21 protein-coding genes are annotated in these 19,881 nt (G+C 68.8%); all 21 read right to left on the bottom strand.

Annotated elements, in window-relative coordinates; all coding sequences use genetic code 11:
• Positions 1-115: 115 nt before the first annotated feature.
• The 21 genes from AC06FA_RS06485 to AC06FA_RS06385 all read right to left on the bottom strand — a co-directional run bounded on the left by AC06FA_RS06485 (position 116) and on the right by AC06FA_RS06385 (position 19,609).
• On the bottom strand, positions 116-556 hold the full coding sequence (locus AC06FA_RS06485; RefSeq protein WP_312707684.1) for an excinuclease ATPase subunit: 441 nt from the start codon (positions 554-556) through the stop codon (positions 116-118).
• Between the two features lie 36 nt (positions 557-592).
• Positions 593-1,831: a beta-ketoacyl-ACP synthase gene (locus tag AC06FA_RS06480; RefSeq protein ID WP_478067588.1), complete on the bottom strand. Its 1,239-nt coding sequence runs from the start codon at positions 1,829-1,831 to the stop codon at positions 593-595.
• Entirely contained in the window at positions 1,831-2,562 is a 732-nt protein-coding gene (locus tag AC06FA_RS06475) for a 3-ketoacyl-ACP reductase FabG2 (protein ID WP_108754568.1), read from the bottom strand. Before AC06FA_RS06475 ends, AC06FA_RS06480 begins: the two co-directional genes overlap by 1 nt.
• Complete coding sequence (locus tag AC06FA_RS06470; RefSeq protein ID WP_478067587.1) at positions 2,559-3,017, bottom strand: hotdog family protein; 459 nt, start codon at positions 3,015-3,017, stop codon at positions 2,559-2,561. The genes AC06FA_RS06475 and AC06FA_RS06470 overlap by 4 nt, the downstream gene beginning before the upstream one ends.
• Complete coding sequence (locus AC06FA_RS06465; RefSeq protein ID WP_478067586.1) at positions 3,014-4,198, bottom strand: beta-ketoacyl-ACP synthase; 1,185 nt, start codon at positions 4,196-4,198, stop codon at positions 3,014-3,016. The genes AC06FA_RS06470 and AC06FA_RS06465 overlap by 4 nt, the downstream gene beginning before the upstream one ends.
• Entirely contained in the window at positions 4,195-4,752 is a 558-nt protein-coding gene (locus tag AC06FA_RS06460; RefSeq protein WP_478067585.1) for a DUF3261 domain-containing protein, read from the bottom strand. The genes AC06FA_RS06465 and AC06FA_RS06460 overlap by 4 nt, the downstream gene beginning before the upstream one ends.
• A complete protein-coding gene (locus tag AC06FA_RS06455; RefSeq protein WP_478067584.1) occupies positions 4,740-5,990 on the bottom strand; it encodes an NAD(P)/FAD-dependent oxidoreductase in 1,251 nt (416 codons plus the stop codon). Before AC06FA_RS06455 ends, AC06FA_RS06460 begins: the two co-directional genes overlap by 13 nt.
• A gap of 56 nt (positions 5,991-6,046) precedes the next feature.
• The gene (locus tag AC06FA_RS06450; protein ID WP_478067583.1) at positions 6,047-8,422 is read right to left on the bottom strand and encodes an MMPL family transporter; all 2,376 of its coding nucleotides are present in this window, start codon (positions 8,420-8,422) and stop codon (positions 6,047-6,049) included.
• Entirely contained in the window at positions 8,394-9,023 is a 630-nt protein-coding gene (locus AC06FA_RS06445; protein ID WP_478067582.1) for an outer membrane lipoprotein carrier protein LolA, read from the bottom strand. Before AC06FA_RS06445 ends, AC06FA_RS06450 begins: the two co-directional genes overlap by 29 nt.
• A complete protein-coding gene (locus tag AC06FA_RS06440) occupies positions 9,020-9,451 on the bottom strand; it encodes an acyl-CoA thioesterase (protein WP_199932956.1) in 432 nt (143 codons plus the stop codon). Before AC06FA_RS06440 ends, AC06FA_RS06445 begins: the two co-directional genes overlap by 4 nt.
• Entirely contained in the window at positions 9,438-10,988 is a 1,551-nt protein-coding gene (locus AC06FA_RS06435; RefSeq protein ID WP_478067581.1) for an HAL/PAL/TAL family ammonia-lyase, read from the bottom strand. The genes AC06FA_RS06440 and AC06FA_RS06435 overlap by 14 nt, the downstream gene beginning before the upstream one ends.
• Positions 10,978-11,919, bottom strand: coding sequence for an LpxL/LpxP family acyltransferase (locus tag AC06FA_RS06430; RefSeq protein WP_478067580.1), 942 nt, complete (start codon positions 11,917-11,919; stop codon positions 10,978-10,980). Before AC06FA_RS06430 ends, AC06FA_RS06435 begins: the two co-directional genes overlap by 11 nt.
• 1 nt (position 11,920) lies before the next feature.
• On the bottom strand, positions 11,921-12,691 hold the full coding sequence (locus AC06FA_RS06425; protein WP_478067579.1) for a glycosyltransferase family 2 protein: 771 nt from the start codon (positions 12,689-12,691) through the stop codon (positions 11,921-11,923).
• Positions 12,681-14,363, bottom strand: a complete 1,683-nt coding sequence (locus AC06FA_RS06420; RefSeq protein WP_478067578.1) for an ApeI family dehydratase — start codon at positions 14,361-14,363, stop codon at positions 12,681-12,683. Before AC06FA_RS06420 ends, AC06FA_RS06425 begins: the two co-directional genes overlap by 11 nt.
• Positions 14,356-14,907 carry a COG4648 family protein gene (locus AC06FA_RS06415; RefSeq protein ID WP_108751664.1) on the bottom strand — a complete coding sequence of 184 codons (552 nt, stop codon included), beginning with the start codon at positions 14,905-14,907 and terminating at the stop codon, positions 14,356-14,358. The genes AC06FA_RS06420 and AC06FA_RS06415 overlap by 8 nt, the downstream gene beginning before the upstream one ends.
• 22 nt (positions 14,908-14,929) lie before the next feature.
• A complete protein-coding gene (locus AC06FA_RS06410) occupies positions 14,930-15,187 on the bottom strand; it encodes an acyl carrier protein (protein ID WP_108751324.1) in 258 nt (85 codons plus the stop codon).
• 15 nt (positions 15,188-15,202) lie between these two features.
• Positions 15,203-15,460: a phosphopantetheine-binding protein gene (locus tag AC06FA_RS06405; protein WP_005411610.1), complete on the bottom strand. Its 258-nt coding sequence runs from the start codon at positions 15,458-15,460 to the stop codon at positions 15,203-15,205.
• A complete protein-coding gene (locus tag AC06FA_RS06400) occupies positions 15,447-16,244 on the bottom strand; it encodes a lysophospholipid acyltransferase family protein (RefSeq protein ID WP_312707697.1) in 798 nt (265 codons plus the stop codon). Before AC06FA_RS06400 ends, AC06FA_RS06405 begins: the two co-directional genes overlap by 14 nt.
• Positions 16,237-16,980, bottom strand: coding sequence for a beta-ketoacyl synthase chain length factor (locus AC06FA_RS06395; RefSeq protein ID WP_478067577.1), 744 nt, complete (start codon positions 16,978-16,980; stop codon positions 16,237-16,239). The genes AC06FA_RS06400 and AC06FA_RS06395 overlap by 8 nt, the downstream gene beginning before the upstream one ends.
• Positions 16,981-17,196: 216 nt before the next feature.
• Positions 17,197-18,210: a cytochrome d ubiquinol oxidase subunit II gene (gene cydB, locus AC06FA_RS06390; RefSeq protein WP_478067576.1), complete on the bottom strand. Its 1,014-nt coding sequence runs from the start codon at positions 18,208-18,210 to the stop codon at positions 17,197-17,199.
• Between the two features lies 1 nt (position 18,211).
• Positions 18,212-19,609, bottom strand: a complete 1,398-nt coding sequence (locus AC06FA_RS06385; RefSeq protein ID WP_478067575.1) for a cytochrome ubiquinol oxidase subunit I — start codon at positions 19,607-19,609, stop codon at positions 18,212-18,214.
• Positions 19,610-19,881 lie beyond the last annotated feature (272 nt).

Below are 19,881 nucleotides of genomic sequence, written 5' to 3'. Positions count from 1 at the left end.
GCCGGGGGCGGGGAAAGCCGTCACGCGACGATGGCGGCGCGATCGACGGCGTTTCCCCACCGGGGTTCAGCAATGTGGCGGTGGCGTTCAGCCAGCGCCGGGCAACGCGCAGGCCTTACTTGACCTTCGCGTAGGTGCCCTTCAGCGCCACGCCTGCCAGGATCGCGCCGGCATAGCATTCGTAGTTGGTGGCGCTCTTGAACTCGTTCTTCTTGTAGTAGCTGACGATGTCGACCACAGCGTTCGCGCCGCGCGACTTGGCGCCGTCCTGCAGCGCGCGCAGCGCCGACAGGGCCACCCAGCGGCAGGCTTCTTCGTCGCTCTTGTTGGCGGCGTTGGTCTTCTTGTTGGTCACATCTTCGCCCAGGCGCTGCTGCACGCTGACCGGCTGGCCGGCCAGGTAGAAGCGGACGCTGCCGTCGATGCCGGCATCTTTGGCGGCCTGCGAACTGACCAGGTCACGCAGGGACTGCTCGACGCGGGTGTCACGGGCCGAGGCGGTGGAGGACAGGGCCAGCAGCGCGGTGGCGGCGGCGATCAGCAGGGTGCGGCGCATCGGAACATCTCCTTGTTGGGGTGCGGGTACAGCGGGTCACTCGCTCCAGCGGCGGAACACCAGCGAGGTGTTGATGCCGCCGAAGGCGAAATTGTTGCTCATTACGTATTCGGCCTGCAGTTCGCGGCCCTGGCCGGTGATGAAATCGAGCTGGCCACAGCGCGGATCGACCTCGCCCAGGTTCAGGGTGGGCGCGAACCAGCCGGCGCGCATCATTTCAATGCTCATCCAGGCCTCGAACGCACCACATGCGCCCAGCATGTGGCCGACGTAGCTCTTCAGCGAGCTGATCGGCACGCGGTTGCCGAACACCTGGGCGGTGGCCTGCGTTTCGGCAATGTCACCGTGGTCGGTGGCGGTGCCGTGGGCGTTCACGTAATCGATCTGCGATGGCTCCAGGCCGGCGTCTTCCAGAGCCAGGCGCATGGCCTGGGCCATGGTGTCGGCGCTGGGCTGGGTGACGTGCTGGCCATCGCTGTTGGTGCCGTAACCCACGATCTCGGCCAGGATGGTGGCGCCGCGCGCCTGCGCGTGCTCCAGGTCTTCCAGGATCAGCGTGCAGGCGCCCTCGCCCAGCACCAGGCCATCACGACCGGCATCGAACGGGCGCGGGGTGGTCTGCGGGGCGTCGTTGCGGGTGCTGGTGGCAAACAGGGTGTCGAACACCGCTGCGGCGGTCGCGTCGAGCTGTTCGGCGCCGCCGGCCACCATCACCGTCTGCTTGCCGCTGCGGATCGCTTCATAGCCGGCGCCCACGCCCTGGCTGCCCGACGTGCAGGCGCTGGACGTGGTGTAGACGCGGCCGGACAAGCCGAAGAACACGCCGATGTTCACCGGCGCGGTGTGGCTCATCATCTTCAGGTAGGTGGTGGCACTGATGCCATCGGTGGTGAATTCGTGCAGCATGCGGCCGAATTCGCCGGTGGCTTCGTGGCTGCCCGACGACGACCCGTAGGCCACGCCGGCGCGGCCGCTGCGCAGCACCGGGTGCTCGAACAGCCCCGCTTCGCGCAGCGCCACTTCGGTGGCGCGCACCGACATGATCGCGACCTTGCCCATCGAACGGGTGGTCTTGCGGTTGTAGTTCGGCGGCAGGTCGTAGTCCTGCGCCGGCGCAGCCAGCTTGGTGTTCAGGCCGGCATACACGTCCCATTCGGGCATGCTGCGCACGGCATTGCGGCAGCTGCGCAGATGCGCCTGGATGGTCGGCCAGTCGTGGCCGAGCGGACTGATGGCGGCGGCACCGGTGACCACGACGCGACGATCGGCGGCCATCAGATCATGCCCCCGTTCACCGAAATGACCTGGCGGGTGATGTACCCGGCCGGCTCGGACAGCAGGAACGCCACGGTGGCGGCCACTTCGTCCGGGCGGCCCACGCGGCCGGCGGGAATCAGCTTCAACGCGTGTTCGACCACTTCTTCATTCAGCATGTCGGTCTCGATCAGGCCCGGGGCCACGCAGTTCACGGTGATCTGGCGGCTGGCCAGTTCCAGCGCCAGTGCCTTGGTGGCACCGATGATGCCGGCCTTGGCCGCGCTGTAGTTGACCTGGCCGCGGTTGCCGGCCACGCCGGACACCGACGACAGGGTGACGATGCGGCCCGGCTTGCGACGGCGCACCATCGGCATGATCAACGGGTGCAGCACGTTGTAGAAACCGTCCAGGTTGGTGTGGATGACCTGGTCCCAATCGTCTTCGGACAGCGCCGGGAAGGCGCCGTCACGGGCGATGCCGGCATTGCAGACCACGCCGTAGTAGGCGCCATGCGCTTCCACGTCGGCTTCCAGCGCCGCACGCGCGGCAGCGCGGTCGGCCACGTCGAAGGCCAGCACGCGGGCCTGTTGGCCCAGTGCCTGGATTTCAGCGGCCACGGCCTGCGCTTCTTCCACGCGGCTGCGGCAATGCACCACCACGTCGAAGCCGTCGCGCGCGATACGCAGCGCAATGGCCCGGCCGATACCCCGGCTGGCGCCGGTCACCAGCACACTCCGATTCCCTGTCATGCCTGTCCACTCTCCAGATAGGCCATCGAGTCGGCCGGTTCGAACACCGACACGTTGGCAACTGCCCATTCTTCGTCGCCCGCCAGGATGCGGCAGGCGAACATTCCCAGCCCATTGTCGCCCAACAGCTCGCAGCGCGCCTGTACGCGCAGGCAGGTGCCGCTGGGGAAGCTGCTGCGGTGGCTGCTGTAGCGGCGGCTGCCGAGCAGGAAGCCCAGCTGCGGCGGCCGCCCGGCGGTGCGTGCACGGCACCCCGCCCACGCGGCAATGGCCTGGGCCATGTATTCGATGCCCACCCAGGCCGGGATGCCGCCGTCTTCGACGAACAACCCCGCCTCGGGCACGACCAGCTCGGCCTCGATGCCTTCATCGTCCCAGCGCACGATGCGCTCCAGCAGGCACATGTCCTGGCGGTGCGGCACCACGTCTTCGATGGCGTACAACGGCCTGCTCACAGGCGCTCCAGCGCCAGCACGGCGTTGCTGCCACCAAAGGCGAAGGAATTGCTGAGGGCACGCCGCGGCGCGTCGGCAAGGCGCTGGCCGGGCGTCACCAGCGACAGCGCCGGCAGCGCCGGGTCGGCCACGCCGTCCCACCAGTGCGCGGGCAACTGCTGCTGCGGATTGTCGGCCAGCACGATCCAGCACAATGCGGCTTCGGTCGCGCCGGAGGCGCCCAGCGTGTGCCCGGTCAGCGGCTTGGTGGAACTGGCCGGCACGCGCGTGCCCAGCACCTGCGCCACGGCCTGGCTTTCCATGGCGTCGTTGTGGCCGGTGGCGGTGCCGTGCAGGTTCACGTAATCCACCTCCTGCGCGGCCCAGCCAGCGCGCTGCAGCGCCTGCTGCAGGGCATCGATGGCACCCAGGCCCTGCGGATCGGGCGCGGACATGTGATGGGCATCGGCCGATTCACCCCAGCCGGCCAGCTGCACCGGACCGGGCTCGCGGGTCAGCAGGAACAGCGCGGCGCCTTCGCCGATGTTGATGCCGTTGCGGTGCTGCGAGAACGGATTGCAGCGCTGCGGCGAGACAGATTCCAGTGCACTGAAGCCAGCAACCGTGAAGCGGCACAGCGAATCGGCACCACCGGCGATGACCGCATCGACGATGCCGGCACGCAGCATGCGCGCGGCCGACATCAGCGCCTTGGCGCTGGACGAACACGCGGTGGACAGTGTCCAGGCCGGGCCCTGCGCGCCACTGCGCTGGCGCACGAACTGGGCGGCGGTGCCCATTTCCTGCTGCGCGTAGTCGAAGCCCTGCGGCCACTGGCCCTGCTCGGCACGGGTGCGCAGGGCCTGTTCCGATTCGCCGATGCCCGAGGTGCTGGTGCCCAGCACCACGGCAACACGCGGTGCGCCATAGCGCGCAATGGCCGCCGCCACCGCCGGCGCGATCTGCGCCAGGGCCACCTCCAGCAGCGCGTTGTTGCGGCCGCGCAGTGCCACCGGAAGTTCGTCCAGCGTGGGCAGCGGCGTGCGCACTTCACCCAGCGCCAGGGTCTGGCCCGGCAGCACGGTGTCGTTGTCGCTGAGCCCGCCCGGGGCATCGGCAAACAGCGCGGCGGCCACGTCGGCCCGGCCCGCGCCCAGGGCGCAGACCAGACCCAGGTCGTTCAGGAAAATCGGTGCGGTCATTCGTCCTGCCCGGCCATGTCGATCGATTCAATGCGCAGGGCATAGCCCTCGGCGCGGTTGTCCAGCTCCACGCTGCCATCGGCGCGGCGCTGCAGCAGCAGCCACACCGTGCCGTCGCGTGAGAGCGTGCGCTGCTGGCCGTCATCGGCCACCTGCCAGCCCGCCGGCAACGCTGCGGCAATGGCAGCGGTCGGCCACAGCGCAAACTGCAGGTCGTCCAGCACGCGCTCGGCACGCACCTGCGGCGGCAGCCACGGCGCCCGCTGCTGGGTCAGCTGCTGGCCATCCCACTGCAGGCGCACGCCGGTCTGGCCCATCGCCTGCACCGCCAGCTGCACCTGCTGGGCATCGGCTTCCAGCAGCGCATCGAGGTCGCGCTCGTGGCTGCCGAAGCGGAAATGCAGCTGCTGCTGCAGCGCCAGCGGCGCCGGCAGGCTGGCCGGCGGCAAGCGCAGCGGCGGCAGCTCGACCAGGGGCCGCGGCATGCGGCTGGCACAGGCGGCCAGCAGCACGCACAGCAGCACGGCCGTGAAACGGACGATCAGGCGCTGCACAGTTCCTCCAGCACACGCATGCGGCGGCCGCTGTCATCGGCCACGTAGGGGTTCTTGGTGTCCCACGCATAGCCGGCCAGGATGGAGCTGATCATGTCGCGCACGGCAGGCTGCTGGTCGGGGTGGTAGATGATCTTCTGGAAACCGCCCTGGTACCAGGCTTCGACGAAGCGGCGGAAGGTCTTCACGCCGGCACGCAGCGGAATCGAGAACTCCGCCTCCCAATCCACGGTTTCACCGGCGTAGCGACGCTTCAGGCATTCGCTGGCCAGCTGCGCCGACTTGAAGGCGATGGTGACGCCGGAGGAGAACACCGGATCGAGGAACTCGCCGGCATTGCCCAGCAGCGCGTAGCCCGGGCCCCACAGCGAGCTGACGTTGGCCGAATAGCCGGTGATGCGGCGTACCGGCAGCACCGCCCATTCGGCGTTGGCCAGCAGGCGGGTCAGGTTCGGGTCTTCGCCCACGATGGCCTGCAGCTTCTGCAGATCTTCGCCTTCATAGCGCTCGAAGAACGACGGCTCGGCCACCACGCCCAGCGAGCAGCAGCCGTTGGAGAAGGGAATGGTCCAGTACCAGACGTCGATGTGCTCGGGGTGGGTGGTGATCAGGATCTTGTTGCGGTCGAAGTCGGCCTCGGCCGGGATGTTGTCACGCACGTGGCAGAAGATCGCCCCGCGCACCGGGAAGTTCGACGGCGATTCCAGCTGCAGCAGGCGCGGCAGCAGCCGCGCGAAGCCGGAGGCATCGAGGATGAAGTCCGCTTCGATGCGGTACTCGCTGCCATCGGGGCGGCGCACGCTGACCGCCGGCTGCTCGCCCGGCTCGACCGCCAGCACTTCATCGCCGAAGCGCAGCGTGGCGCCCATGCGCTCGGCGCCGCGCGCCAGCACGTTGTCGAAGTCGGCGCGCTGCACCTGGTAGGTGGTGCCCCAGCCGGGCGAGAACTTCTGGCGGAAATCGAAGGCGGTACGTGCTTCGCCATGCACGAAGGCCGCGCCGTTCTTGTACTGGAACCCCGCTTCCACCACGTCCTGCAGCAGGCCGGCCGCCTCGATGTACTCCATGCTCTGCGGCAGCAGGCTTTCGCCGATGGAGAAGCGCGGGAACTGCTGGCGCTCCAGCATCAGCACCTGGCGCCCCTGCTGGCGCAGCATCGCGGCGGCCACCGAACCGGCAGGACCGGCACCGATGATCAGGATTTCAGTACGTTCGACAGCATCCACAGCAGTATTCATCGGGGCGTCCTTGTTGCTCGATCAGGTGGAAAGAAGGGAAAACGGCGGTGCCGGCCTCATGCCGGCGGCAGGTCATGCGGCGGTGGCCGGAACAGCGGCGAGATCAGCCAGACCAGGCCGATGCCGAACAGCAGGGTGAGCCCGAACGCGCGCAGCGCCGGGGTCTGCGACAGGCCGAGCAGGCCGAACGACAGCCAGGTGCTGGCCGCGCCCACGCACACCGCCAGCCAGGCACTGGCATCGCCGCGGTGCTCGATCAGGAAGATGCCGTAGTCGATGCCCATGCCCAGCAGCAGCATCAGCGCCAGCACGTTGAACAGCTGCAGCGGCTGCCCGAACAGGCCAAGCAGGCCCAGGGTGAGCGCACCGGCTATCAGCGTGGGTGCGAACACCCGCCACGCCTGGCGGCGGTAGCGCAGCCACAGCGCACCGAACACCAGCGCGATGCCGACCAGCAGCAGGCCGCCCATCAGCTTGCGGTAGTGGCCCAGCAGCTTGGAGAAATCGGCGGTGCGATCGACCCAGCGCACGCCGGGCAGGCCTTCGGCCGCGCCCTGCAGGGTGGCCAGCGCATCGGCACGCGACAGGTCGTCCACCATCACCACGCTGACCTTCTGCCCGCCCACGCTGCCCACCCACAGGTGGCGGAACGGCTTGGACGCTGGCGAGGCCAGGAACGCCTGCGCGGTCAGCGGACCGGCAGCGAAATCCGGGCGCGGCAGCGGTTCGCCCACCGCTTCGCCCACCGCCGACAACACGCCCGGTTCGACCTTCGCGGTCAGCGCGGCATCGGCCTGCTGGCGCGCCGGCGATGGCAGCCAATCGCTGATCGCACGGTAGCCACCAATGCGCTTGTCGTGGGCCAGCACGCGCAGGCGTTCGGTCAGCGCTTCTTCGCGCTGCAGCAGCTGTGCGTCATCTTCGCCCTGCACCAGGTAGAACTGCGCCGGGCTGGGCATGCCCAGCAACTGGCTCAGGCGGATCTGTTCGGCCATCAGCGCCGGCGGCGATGACTGCAGGCTGCGCAGATCGTCGTTGCTCTGCAGGCGCGCGATGCCGATGGCCGACAGCGCCAGGGCAGCGACGATGAACACCGTGACCGGGCGCGTGCCGTGCAGGCGCGGGAAGCGCTCCAGGGTATTGCCCAGCCACTGCGAGAAACGGGTCTGGCGGATGTCACCGCCGTCCAGCCACGGGAACCAGAAGATCACCGTCAGGAACGCGGCCGCCAAGCCCACCACCGAGAACAGCGCCATCTGGCGCAGGCCGGGGAACGGGGCCAGGCCCAGTGCCAGGTAGGCCAGCGCGCTGGTCAGCAGGGCCAGCCACAGGCCGGGCAGCAGGTGCCGCAGCAGCTTCCAGCGGCGGTCGGCCGGTTCGGCCTGGCGCGAGGCAAACCAATGGATGCCGTAGTCCTCGGCCACGCCCACCAGTGATGCACCAAACACCAGGGTCAGCACGTGCACCTTGCCGAACACCAGCACGGTGACCGCCAGCGCCACGCCACAGCCAATCAGCAACGACGCGGCCACCAGCAGGATCGGCCGCAGCGAACGGAATGCCAGCCACACCAGCAGCAGCACGGCGGCCAACGAGCCCCAGCCGATCGTGTTGATCTCCTGGTTGGCCTGTACGGCGGCCGCTTCGGCATGCAGCGGCACGCCGGCATGCAGGATTTCCAGATCCGGTGCAGCCGCCTTGGCGGCCTGGCCGGCACGTTCCAGCAGGCCATCGATATGGCGTTCGCCATCGAGCTGGAAAGCCGAGCCCGGCGTATCGAACTGCAATGCCGCCCAATGCTTGCCTTCGGCTTCCAGCAGGCCGTCATCGCCCAGGCGCAGGCCCGAGCCCTGCGCCTGCTGCTGCCACCACTGCGGCCACAGCGACAGCGGGTCCTGCCGCCAGTCGGTCAATCGCGGTGCGCCCATCGGGCCGTACAGCGCGCCCAGCGCCTGCTCGGCCAGCGCGCCCGGTTCGGCATGCTGCAGTTGCTCGCGCTGGCCTGGGGTCAGCAGGCGGTCGCGGTAGGGCGCATAGAACGCGCGCGCTTCATCGAACCAGCCTTCGATCGAGCCACTGGGGACCAGCAGCCCGCTGTCGGCATCGCCGGCCATCGCCTTGGCGAAGGCGGCCTGCGCCTGCTTGGCGGCGGCACCATCGGTACTGCCCAGCAGCACCACCACCTGGCGCGAGCTGCCATCGGCAATGCGCCGGGTGACATCACTCAGCAGGCGGTCGTGCGCATCCTGCGGCAACAGCGCCAGGATGTCGGTGTCGATCCGCGACTGTTCGCTCCACAGCCGCCACTGCTGCACGCCCAGCACCAGCAGCACCAGCAGCCAGGCAATGCCCAGCCAGTGCCACCAGCGGCGCAGGCGGTCCGCTCCGTTCGCGCTACCCAGATCAGTCAAAGCGGCGCGCCTCGTCGGCATTCAGCGCGGCCGGTGCTTCGCTCAGCGCGCTGAACTGGATCTGCGTGCGGTCCTTGTTGGCCTCCACGATCTGCACCTGGCGCACGTAGCGGTCGCCCTGCAGGGTGAGCGATTCGAAGGCCTTGGCCAGCATCGCCGACTTCGGGGTCAGCTTCAGCGTCCAGCCCTGCCCTTCGCGGCTGGCCTGCACGTTGAACTGGCTTGACAGCGCCTGCACGTCACCGCTCATCAGCGCGAACATGATCGCGTTCACCGAGCGCATGGCCGGCTGCTGCCGCGCATCCAGTTCGACCCGGGTGCTGCCGTCGCGCTGGCGGCTGAGGATGCGGTCGGCGGTGACCACCACTTCTGACGGGAACGGTTTGAGCGTGGTCCAGATGACCCCGTGCTGGCGTGCGACCACGAACTGGCCCTGCGAGCGCAGCGGGTTCTTGAAGCCACTGACCTGCTTTTCCTGGGTGAACTGGCCACGCAGCACGTCGGGACGCGCCACCGCCTGGGTGATCGCATCCACCGCCGGATCGGCGGCCTGGACCAGCGGCGCGGCGGCCAACAGCAGCGCGCACAGCAGCGCGCGCGGAACGGTGAGCAGGGTCTTCATGGTGCAGGCACTCCCAGGCGCTGCCACAGCACCGGCGGGCACTGGTACAGCATTTCCTTGCTGGCCGCGTCCACCGCGACCTGGATGGTCATTGCACGGGTCAAGCGCTGGCCGCTGCCCGCGTCGAAGATTTCGTACTCGATCTTCAGCCGGTTCTCCCATTCCACGATGCGCGCGACGACGCGCAGCGGCTGGTTGAACAGCAGCGGGCGCACGTACTTCACCCGTGCATCGACCACCGGCCACAGGTAGCCCGATTCGAGCATCTGCGGGTAGTCGTAGTCGTAGCGGCCGAGCAGCGCGCAGCGCGCGATCTCGAAGTACTTGAAGTAGTTGCCGTGCCAGACCACGTTCATCGGATCGCAGTCATGGAAGGCGGGGGTCAGGGTGATTTCCCCGACCAGTTCCGTGTGTTCATTCACCGGCATACAGTTCCCAGCGTTGCGCGCGGATCTCCACCAGCAGTTCCCGCAGTTCGCAATCCAGCGCGCGGTCTTCTTCGACCAGGGCGATGCGCTGCCCCAGGTCGGCGTACATGTCGGCCAGACTGCCATGCAACTGCGCGTTCAGGCCAACCCGCTCGCGCAGCGCCAGGCCCTGGCGGGCGGCGATCAGCATGGCGGCCACCACCTGTTCGGTCAGCTCGATCACGCGCAGGCAGTCGCGCGCGGCGATGGTGCCCATGCTGACCTTGTCCTGGTTGTGGCATTCGGTGGAGCGCGAGAACACGCTGGCCGGCATGGTCTGCTTCAGTGCTTCGGCGGTCCACGCCGACACGCTGATCTGCAGCGCCTTCAGGCCATGGTTGATGGCCGCGCGCGGGCCGGTGGCCGCCGACAGGTTGGCCGGCAGGCCGTGGTTGTAGCGGGCGTCGACCACCAGCGCCAGCTGCCGGTCCAGCAGGTCGGCCACGTTGGCCACGGTGTTCTTCAGCGTGTCCATCGCCAGCGCGATGTGGCCGCCGTAGAAATGACCGCCATGCAGGATGCGTTCGCCGTCGGCATCGATCAGCGGGTTGTCGTTGGCGCTGTTCAGTTCGGTTTCGATCAGCTGACGCAGGAACGGCAGGCTGTCTTCCAGAACACCGATCACGTGCGGCGCGCAGCGCAGCGAATAGCGGTCCTGCAGGCGCTGTTCGTTGCGCGGCGGGCGCTCGCTGTGCAGGTCGCTGCGCAGGCGTGCGGCGATGCGGCCCTGGCCCGGGTGCGGCTTGGCGGCGAACAGGGTTTCATCGAAGTGGTGCGCGTTGCCATCGCTGGACAGCACGTTGAACGCGGTCAGGCGCGTGGCCATGCGCGCCAGGTAGTCGGCGCGCTGCCAGGCCAGGCAGGCCAGGCCGGTCATCACCGCGGTGCCGTTCATGATCGCCAGCCCTTCCTTCGGCCGCAGCTTCAGCGGGGTCATGCCGATCTTCGCCAGCACCGGGCCGGCCGGCTGCACCTGGCCGTCGAACAGCACCTCGCGCTCGCCGCACAGCACGGCGGCCACATAGGACAACGGGGTCAGGTCGCCACTGGCGCCGACCGAACCTTCGGACGGAATCAGCGGCAGCACGTCGTGCCGCAGCAGCGTGGCCAGGCCTTCCAGCAGCGGCACGCTGACGCCGGACATGCCGCGCACCAGCGAGGCCAGGCGCGCGGCCAGCACGGCGCGCGTTTCCGCCGGGTCCAGGTAACGGCCCAGGCCACAGCCGTGGTAGGTGTACAGGTGGTGCGGCAGCTCGGCCACCAGCGCCGGCGGAATGTTCACCGTGCACGAATCGCCGTAGCCGGTGGTCACGCCATAGATCACCCCGTCCTCGCGCAGCAGGCGGTCGAGGAAATCGGCGCCGCGCTGGATATGCGCGCGGAACGCGGGGGCTTCGCTCAGGGCGGCCTCGCACTGGCGCTGGGCCAGCGCCACCACGTCTTCAATGGTCAGCGGTGCATCACCGAAACGGCACACGGGTACGGCGTCAGTCGTCATGGGGGGCCTGATCCCAGAAGGGGAAGAAATTGAACCAGTCCAACGGGGACTGGATGACCTGGAGCTCCAGCCAGCGCGCGAAGCGCTGCGCCTGTTCGGCCAGGGCGGCATCACGCGAGCCACGCGGCAGCACCACGCGTTCGGCGAACTGTTCAAACGCCACGCGATAGCCATCGCCATCGTGCAGGCAGGACATGGTGTAGACCGGGCAGGCCAGCGCAGAGGCCAGCACATAGGCACCGATCGGGAACGGCGCGCGGTGGCCCAGCAAATCGGCCATCACGCTGCGACCGCCCTGCACCGGTACGCGGTCACCGACGATGGCCACGAAGCCGCCGGAGGCGACTTTGTCGGCCAGCATCATCGCCGTGGCCGGGCCCATTTCGGTCACCTGCACCAGCTCCACCGCGGCCAACGGGTCCAGCCGCTGCAGCAGGCGGTTGAAGCGCTGCGCATGGGCGGTGTGCACCAGCACGGTGATGCGGAAGCCGGGCACCTGCTCGGCCAGCACCTGGCACAGTTCCAGGCAGCCGATGTGCGCGGTCAGGATCAGGCCACCTTCGCGGCGCGCGATCTTGCCCAGCACCAGGTCGCGCTGCAGGTGGATGCGTTCGGGCGGGTAGCGGCCGCCCAGGCCCAGCAGCTTGTCCAGCAGCGTATCGGCGAAGCTGAAGAAGTGGCGCAGGCTGTCCCGCCAGGTGGGCGCGTGGCCCAGCGCACCGCTGTGCGCCTGCAGCCGCTGCAGGTACTGCATCGAGGCCTGGCGGCCGACCCGGTTGCCCAGCCAGTGGCAGGCCACCACCGGCCACACGCACAGGTGGAACGGCCAGCGCCCGAACCAGCGGTGCACCCAGCACAGGAACAGCACACCGGCCACCGAGGTGGATTCGCCGATGTCGGCCCAATGCGGTGCGTCCTGCGTGCGCGCCATGTCAGCCCTGGCCCCGCAGGCGGCGCCACAGCAAGCGCGGCGCGCGCGGCAGCATGCCGAAGAACAGGCGCGTGTGCATGCGGCTGATGCGCACGTTGTCGCGCCACACATCGAAATGGGACACGCCATCGGCCGGATAGGTCACGCGCGTGGCCAGGTGCTCCACCGGCACCTGCCGCCAGTACAGGCGGACCATGATTTCGGTATCGAAATCCATGCGTTGGCCGATGGTTTCCTGGCCGACCAGGGCCAGCACCGGCGGCAGCGGATACACCCGGAAGCCGCACATCGTGTCGCGCAGGTGCAGCGACAGCGTGTTGATCCAGACCCAGACATGGGTGGCGTAGCGGCCATACAGGCGCGCCTTGGGCACGCTGGCATCGTAGGCGGGAATGCCGCAGATCACCGCCTGCGGCCGCGCGCGGGCAGCGGCAATGAAGCGCGGAAGATCGCCGGTGTCATGCTGGCCGTCGGCATCGATCTGCAGCACATGGCTGTAGCCAAGCCCGGCCGCTTCGGCAAAGCCGGCCAGCATCGCCCCGCCCTTGCCCTGGTTCTGGTCCAGCCGCAGCAGATCGACGCCCGGCTGGGTGGACAAAGAGCGCAGCACGGCCGCGCACGCACGCGACGAGCCATCATCCACCAGCAGGCACGGCAGGCCGGCCGCCAGCACGCCCTGCACGACCGCGCCGATGGCGTGTTCGTGGTCGTACACGGGAATGACCACCAGCGGCGCGAAGGCGCTACCGGTCGGCGCCGGCTCAGTGCGCATCGGTCAGGATCACCTTGCCGCTGGCATGCACGCCGTGCAGGGAGGTGTAGCGGAAGGTCAGCACGCCGCGCGGCGCATCCCAGTCCAGCTGCAGGGTCAGCTCATCGCCGGGCCGCGCTACTTTCTGGAACTTCACCACGTCCATGCGCATGAACCCGCTGGGCAGTGCGAACGCCTGGCGGCCGAAGCGCACCGCCCAGTCCAGCTGGGCCACGCCGGGCAGGATCGCGGCCTGCGGGAAGTGGCCCTGGAAGGCGCGCAGCGCCGGGTCCAGGGTCATCCGCAGGGTCGCGCTGGCGTCGCCGCGCTGGTCCCACTGCGGCACCGGCAGCAACGGCTGGAACAACGCCGCCAGCGCCGCCTGGGTCACCTTGCCCTGGGCATTGATCGGCAGTGCCTGCACCAGCCGCCAACGGCGCGGGCGGGTCACCGCATCGTGGCCCTGCGCCAGGCGTGCGCCCAGTCGCTGGCCCAGCGCACGGCGCGCGCCGTCACCGGCAGCGACCAGTGCGGCATCGGTGGGTACCACCACCGCCGCCAGTTGTTCGCGGTGCCCCTGCAGCACCAGCACGCGCGCGTCCTCCACTTCCGGATCGTCGCGCAGCGCACGTTCCAGTGCGTCCAGGGACACCCGGCGCTCTTCGATCTTGACGATGCGGTCGGCACGCCCCAGCAGGCGGAAGCGGCCATCGGCCAGGGCCTCCACCCGATCCTGGGTACGCCACCAGTCGGCGCTTTCCAGGTGCGCCGATGCCACCGCCAGGCAGTCCTCTTCGATGCGCCACTGCACGCCCGGCAGCGGCTGCCACGGCGGCATGTCGGTATCCCAGCGGCGCCAGGCGATGCCACCGGTCTCGCTGCTGCCATACACCTCGGTGGGGGCCACGCCCAGCCAGCCACGAACCTGCCGTGCGGCATCTTCGGGCAGCGGGCCGCCGGAGGAGAACACCGCGCGCAGGCGCCCATGCAGGCTGGCCCAGTCCAATTGCTCGGGCAGGCGCTTGAGGTGCGCCGGGGTGGCCACCAGTACGCTGTCGGCCGCGGCCAGGGTCGCGACCAGGTCTTCGTGGAAGAACCGGCGCGGCTGGATCAACCGGCCCGCCGCCAGCGGCCACAGCACGCGGAACAGCAGGCCGTAGATGTGCTGGTGCGACACGGTGCCGTGCACCTGCGCGCCGTCCACCTGCGCACCGAAGGCGGCCTGCAGCGCATCGACCTCGCGCGCCAGCTGGTCCATGCGCTTGCTGATCGCACTGGGCTGGCCGGTGCTGCCGGAGGTGAACACGCACAGTTCGCAGGCGCGCTCATCCAGCATGCCCAGCGTGCCGTCGATGGGGGCAGCGGAAACCAGCGGCCGGTAATCGGCCGACACATCGCCGACAAAGCCAGCGACCTGCGGCTGCAGCGCCTGCAGGGTGGCGGGCAGGTTGTCGGCGGCCAGGAACACGCGCTTGCCGGCATGCCACGCGCCGAACAGCGCTGCGGCGAAGGCGATGGCATCGTCGAAGTACAGCGCCCAGTCGCGGCCATCGGCCGCAGCGAACGCATCACGCCAGGCCAGCACCTGCTGGCGCAGGGCGCGGTGGTCCAGCGCCACGCCGTTGCAGACACCCACCGGGCGATCCGGCTGCGCCACCACCATCAGGCGGTCCAGGGCGATCCAGTCAGCCATGCGCATGTGCCGCCTTCACCCGCCGCCGCACCAGCCACTCACCTGCAAACAACACGCCCATCATTACGTACGCCAACAGTCCGTTGTAGAGCATCCAGACCCGATCCGACGCATACAGCGCGGTGAGCAGGGCCAGGCCTCCGTTGAAAACAAAAAAGCCGCACCACACCTGGGTGACGCGACGGGTATAGACCACCGCAAACGGTGGCAGGTCCGGTTCCTGCAGGCGCGCCAGGCGCTCCACCAGCGGCGGGCCGAAGCGCAGGCTGGTGGCGAACACGCACAGCATCACCACGTTCACCAGCGCCGGGTACAGTTTCAGCGGCAGCGCCTGGTTGAGCACGGTGGCCAGCCCGGCCAGCAGGCCGGCACCGGCGGCGGCGGCCCACCACAGCGGTTGCCGGGTGGTCAGCGCGCGCAGCAGCGCCAGGCCGAACAGCAGCAGCGACAGCCAGCGGGGCTCGAAGCGCCCCATTGCGGCATACACCAGTACCGGATACGCCAGCGAAAGCGCTGCCACCACGACCACGCGTGCCCGAGCCATGGCCGTGCCGTCTACGCTGCGGTCAGGCGGCAGCCTGACCAGGCAACAGGCCATGCACGACATCCACGATGTCCTGCACGGTGCGCACGGCCTTGAAGGCTTCCGGCTGCAGATTGCGACCCAGCAGCGGCTTCAGCTGCACGATCAGGTCGACCGCATCGATGCTGTCGATGTCCAGGTCGTCATACAGGCGCGCCTCCGGGGTGATCCGGGCCGGCTCGATCTCGAAGCTGTCGGTCAGGATGCGGACGATGCGCTCGAAAAGTTCATTCTTGGTCATGGCTGTTCCTGCGCCTTACGACTGGCGGGCGGCGACGAACTCGCCGAGCGCGCGCACGCTGGAGAAATGGCGACGGGTTTCTTCAGAGTCGGCCGAGAGGCTGACACCGTACTTCTTCTGCAGCGCCAAGCCCAGTTCCAGCGCGTCGATGGAATCGAGGCCCAGGCCTTCAACGAACAGGGGCGCGGTCGGATCGATGTCCTCCGGCGTGATGTCCTCCAGTGACAGCGAGGAAATGATCAATTCCTTGATCTCGTGCTCAAGTGCTTGCACGGGTCGGATCTCCAGACAGGTCGAAATAACGAGTGAGGTGGTCGGTGACGCGACGGGCCGCCAAGGCATCCCCCCTCGGCGAGTCATCTTCGGCCAGGAACGGCGCGATCGCGATATCTTCGCCGATCTGCAGCTGAACGTGAAAACGACGTGAGGGCACACGATACCACTTCTGGCCCTTGGTCAGCGTGGGCGGGGTGCAGGTGATGCGCACCGGCGTGATGTCCAGCCGACCGCGCACGGCGATGTTGGCCGCGCCGCGCTGCAGGCGCAGCGGCTGGCCCGGCACGGTGCGGGTGCCTTCCGGGAAGATGACCAGGGTGCCGCCGGCGTGCACGGCCGCCACGCAGTCATCCACCAGGCCGGCGCCATCGTCGTTGGCGATGTAACCGGCGGCGCGCACGGGGCCGCGCATGAACGGGTTGCAGGCCACCGCCCGCTTCACCACGCAGTCGGCGTTGGGCAGCAGGGCGATCAGGCAGACCACGTCGATCAGCGTGGGGTGGTTGGCCAGCACCAGCAGGCCGTCACGCTGCAGGCGCTCGCGCCCGTCCACCTGCAGGGTCATCACCCCCAGCCGGCACATCAGCCAGACGTGGCTGGCGAACGCCCCCTGCACCACCCGCCGCGCACGCCGCCGCCGCGCCACCGGGTCGCGCATCAGCAGCAGCAGCGGCATCACGAACACGCCCAGCAGCAGCCCGCCCACGCCGAAGGCAGCAAAGCTCAGGCCGGTGCCGAACACCCGCCAGGCGTGATCGAGGCGGCGCAGCGCCTCAGACACGGCGGCTCCAGCACCAGCGCTGGCCCTGGCTGACATGCTCCAGGGTGGCGTCGTCGCCCAACAGGAAGCGATGCAGGTCCAGCGCGTGCGGCAGCAGGCCTGCGCGCGTCTGCGGCTCACCCTCGGCCGCCTGCCAGGCCAGGCGCAGACCGGTTCCGGCGGCGTCTGCTGGCGCCAGACGCCAGCACCAGGCGAAGAACGGGTCGGGTTCGTCGGCGAATTCCGCGTAAATGTCGGGCAACGCGGATTCATAGACCACGATGCGCACTTCCGGCGCGCCGTCAGCCAGCAGCCCCGCCGCTTCCAGGCAGGCCGCTTCCACGGTGGCCTGGCCGGCGGCCAGGGCCAGGTAGTTGCCGCGGTGGCCGCGCGCGATCGAGTACAGCGCGGCAATCGCGTTGTGCACCGACAGACCGAAGCCGGTGGGCGACAGCGGCTCGTTGGCGGCCAGCGATCCCAGCAGTTCCATGGAACGGGCCACGTCGCCGTGGCGGCTGGCGAACACCAGCGGCACCTGGCTGTCGGCGCCCTGCCCGTCTTCGCACCAGCAAGCGGTCTGGATGGCCATGCGGCCCAGACGCTCGATGCGGCGCCGCTGCATGGCCGGAATTTCGGCCAGCGCCGGCGTGCCCTCGCCCTGCGGCAGGAACGGCGCCTGTGCCCAGCCCATCCAATGGCTACGTTCGGTCAGCCCGGGTGCCCAGGCAGCCCAGTCGACTACGGAAAATTCAATCATTACCGGTGATGTTTGGATGGGCAAACAATAGGCACGAGCCAGTTACGGCGACGCGCGGCAGCCCCCCATTCCTGCAGCCGTGCGTCCGTCCAGGACGTCGCCGGTCGCCCCCCTGGCGGCCGGAAAGGAGCGCACGCTAGCACGTCCGGCGCAGGGAATACATGTTTCACAAACCCCAACGGGCAGCGGTCACCATCCGCTGCCGTGGGCCACGCCTCAGTGGTAGCCGGCCCCTGCGTGTACCTTGCCGCGGAATACCCGGTACGACCAGGCCGTGTAGCCCAGGATGACCGGCAACAACAGCACCAGCCCGACCAGACTGAACCCGAGCGACGAGGCCGGGGCGGCGGCCTGCCATAGGGTCATCGACGGCGGCAGCAGGTAGGGCCACATACCCAGCACCAGGCCAGCGAAGCCGAGCACGAACAGGCCCAGGCTGAGCAGGAACGGCGGCAGGTCGCGGCGCGGGTGGGTGGCGCTGCGCCACAGCGCGGCGGCCACCGCCAGGGTCAGCAGCGGTACCGGCGACAGCCACCAGAAGTTGCCATCGCTGAACCAGCGGTCCATCAGCCGCGAGTGCAGGAACGGCAGCCAGCTGCTGACCAGCCCCATCGCCACGATCACCGCGGCCACCAGCGGCCGGGTCAGCTGCCGCGCCAGTGCCTGCACGCGCCCTTCGGTCTTCAGGATCAGCCAGGTGCTGCCCAGCAGTGCGTAGCCGGCCACCAAGGCGGCCCCGGTCAGCATCGCGAACGGGCTGAACCAGACGAACGCACCACCGCTGAAACGCCCGTCCAGCAGCGGAATGCCCTGCACCAGGGTGCCCAGGATCACGCCCTGGGCGAAGGTCGCCAACAGTGAGCCCAGGCCGAAGGCCACGCTCCACAGCCGCCGCGAGCGGTGCGCCTTGAAGCGGAACTCGAAGGCCACGCCGCGGAACACCAGTGCCACCACCAGCAGCAGCACCGGCAGGTACAGCGCCGACAGCAGCACCGCATAGGCCTTGGGGAACACGGCCAGCAGGCCGGCACCGCCCAGCACCAGCCAGGTCTCGTTGCCGTCCCAGATGGGCGCGGCGGTGTTCATCATCAGGTCCAGTTGCTCCTCGTCCTCGGCGAACGGGGCCAGAATGCCGATGCCCAGCACGAAGCCGTCCAGCACCACATACATCAGCACGCCGAAGCCGATCACCGCGAACCATGCCACCGGCAGCCAGGTCATCAGGTCCATCTCAGCGCTCCTCCAGCGGTTCATCGGCGGCCGACAGCGGGCGCGCCGGGGTGTGGCTGCCGTGGTCCAGCGACGGTGCCTGCTCATACGGCTGCGGGCCATGGCGCAGGATCTTCACCAGGTACCAGATGCCCCAGCCGAACACGAAGGCATAGCCCACCACGTAGACCGCCAGCGACAGCGCGGTCATCCACGCACTCTGCGGGCCCACGGCATCGGCGGTACGCAGCACGCCGTACACCACCCAGGGCTGGCGGCCCATCTCGGTCACGAACCAGCCGGACACCAGCGCGATGAAGCCACTGGGCAGCATCCAGTTCCAGCCGCGCAGCAGCCACGGCGAATCCAGCAGTTTCTTCCGCCACAGCTGCACCGCCGACACCCAGGCCAGCAGCAGCATCAGCGTGCCCAGCCCGACCATGATGCGGAACGCGAAGAACACCGGCGTCACCGGCGGCCGCTCGCTGGCCGGCACGGAAGTCAGCGGATCGAAGCTGCCGTCCAGCGAATGGGTCAGGATCACGCTGCCCAGCCTGGGAATGGCCACCTCGAAATCGTTGCGCTGTTCTTTTTCATTGGGCAGGGCGAACACCACCAGCGGCACGCCCTCGCCTTCCCTGGTTTCATGCCAGTGCGCCTCCACCGCCGCGATCTTCATCGGCTGGTGCTTGAGCGTGTTCAGGCCGTGCATGTCGCCAACGAAGATCTGCACCGGCACGGTCAGCGCGGCGAACGCCACGGCGGCGATCAGCATGCGCCGGCCCGCTTCCACGTGCGTGCCCTTGCGCAGGTACCAGGCGCCCACGCCACCGATCACGAAACAGGTGGTGATGAAGGAGCCAAGCGCCATGTGCGCCAGGCGGTACGGGAAGGACGGGTTGAACACCACCTGCCACCAGTCCACCGGGTGCACGATGCCGTTGATCATTTCGTAGCCGGCCGGCGTGTGCAGCCAGCTGTTGGACGACAAAATCCAGAAGGTGGAGAACAGCGTGCCCAGCGCCACCATGCAGGTGGACAGGAAATGCAGGCGCGGCGAGACCCGGCCCCAGCCGAACATCATCACGCCCAGGAAGCTGGCTTCCAGGAAGAAGGCGGTCAGCACTTCATAGGTCAGCAGCGGGCCGATCACCGTGCCCGCCACTTCGCTCAGTCGTGGCCAGTTGGTGCCGAACTGGAAGGCCATGACGATGCCACTGACCACGCCCATGCCGAAGGACACCGCGAAGATCTTCTGCCAGAAGAAATACAGGTCGCGCCACACGGGCAACTTCGTGCGCAGCCAGCGCCATTCAACGAAGGCCAGCCAGCTGGCGGTACCGATGGTGAAGGCGGGGAACAGCACATGGAAACTGATGACGAATCCGAACTGGATCCGCGACAACAACAACGCGTCCAAGGGACGCCTCCTGCCGGGTACGGGTGGGATACCGGACCACTTTAGGAAGATATCGCCACGCTGGGATGCGACGCGGTGTCGCGCTGCTTCACTGTGTCGCAGGGGGCAGACGCCACCGGCGCCCTGCTCTGGTGGGTGCCAACCGACCCACCCTGGTAGGTGCCAACCTTGGTTGGCACACCCCAAATCGCCGACCAAGGTCGGCCGCTACCAGTAAGTGGGCGCCGACCGACCCGCTCTGGTAGGTGCCAACCTTGGTTGGCACATCGCAA

The organism is Stenotrophomonas sp. Steno-C17 (genome assembly GCF_056393165.1).
Note: the sequence above shows the minus strand (reverse complement) of the source record. Positions and strands in the feature narration are given on the sequence as shown.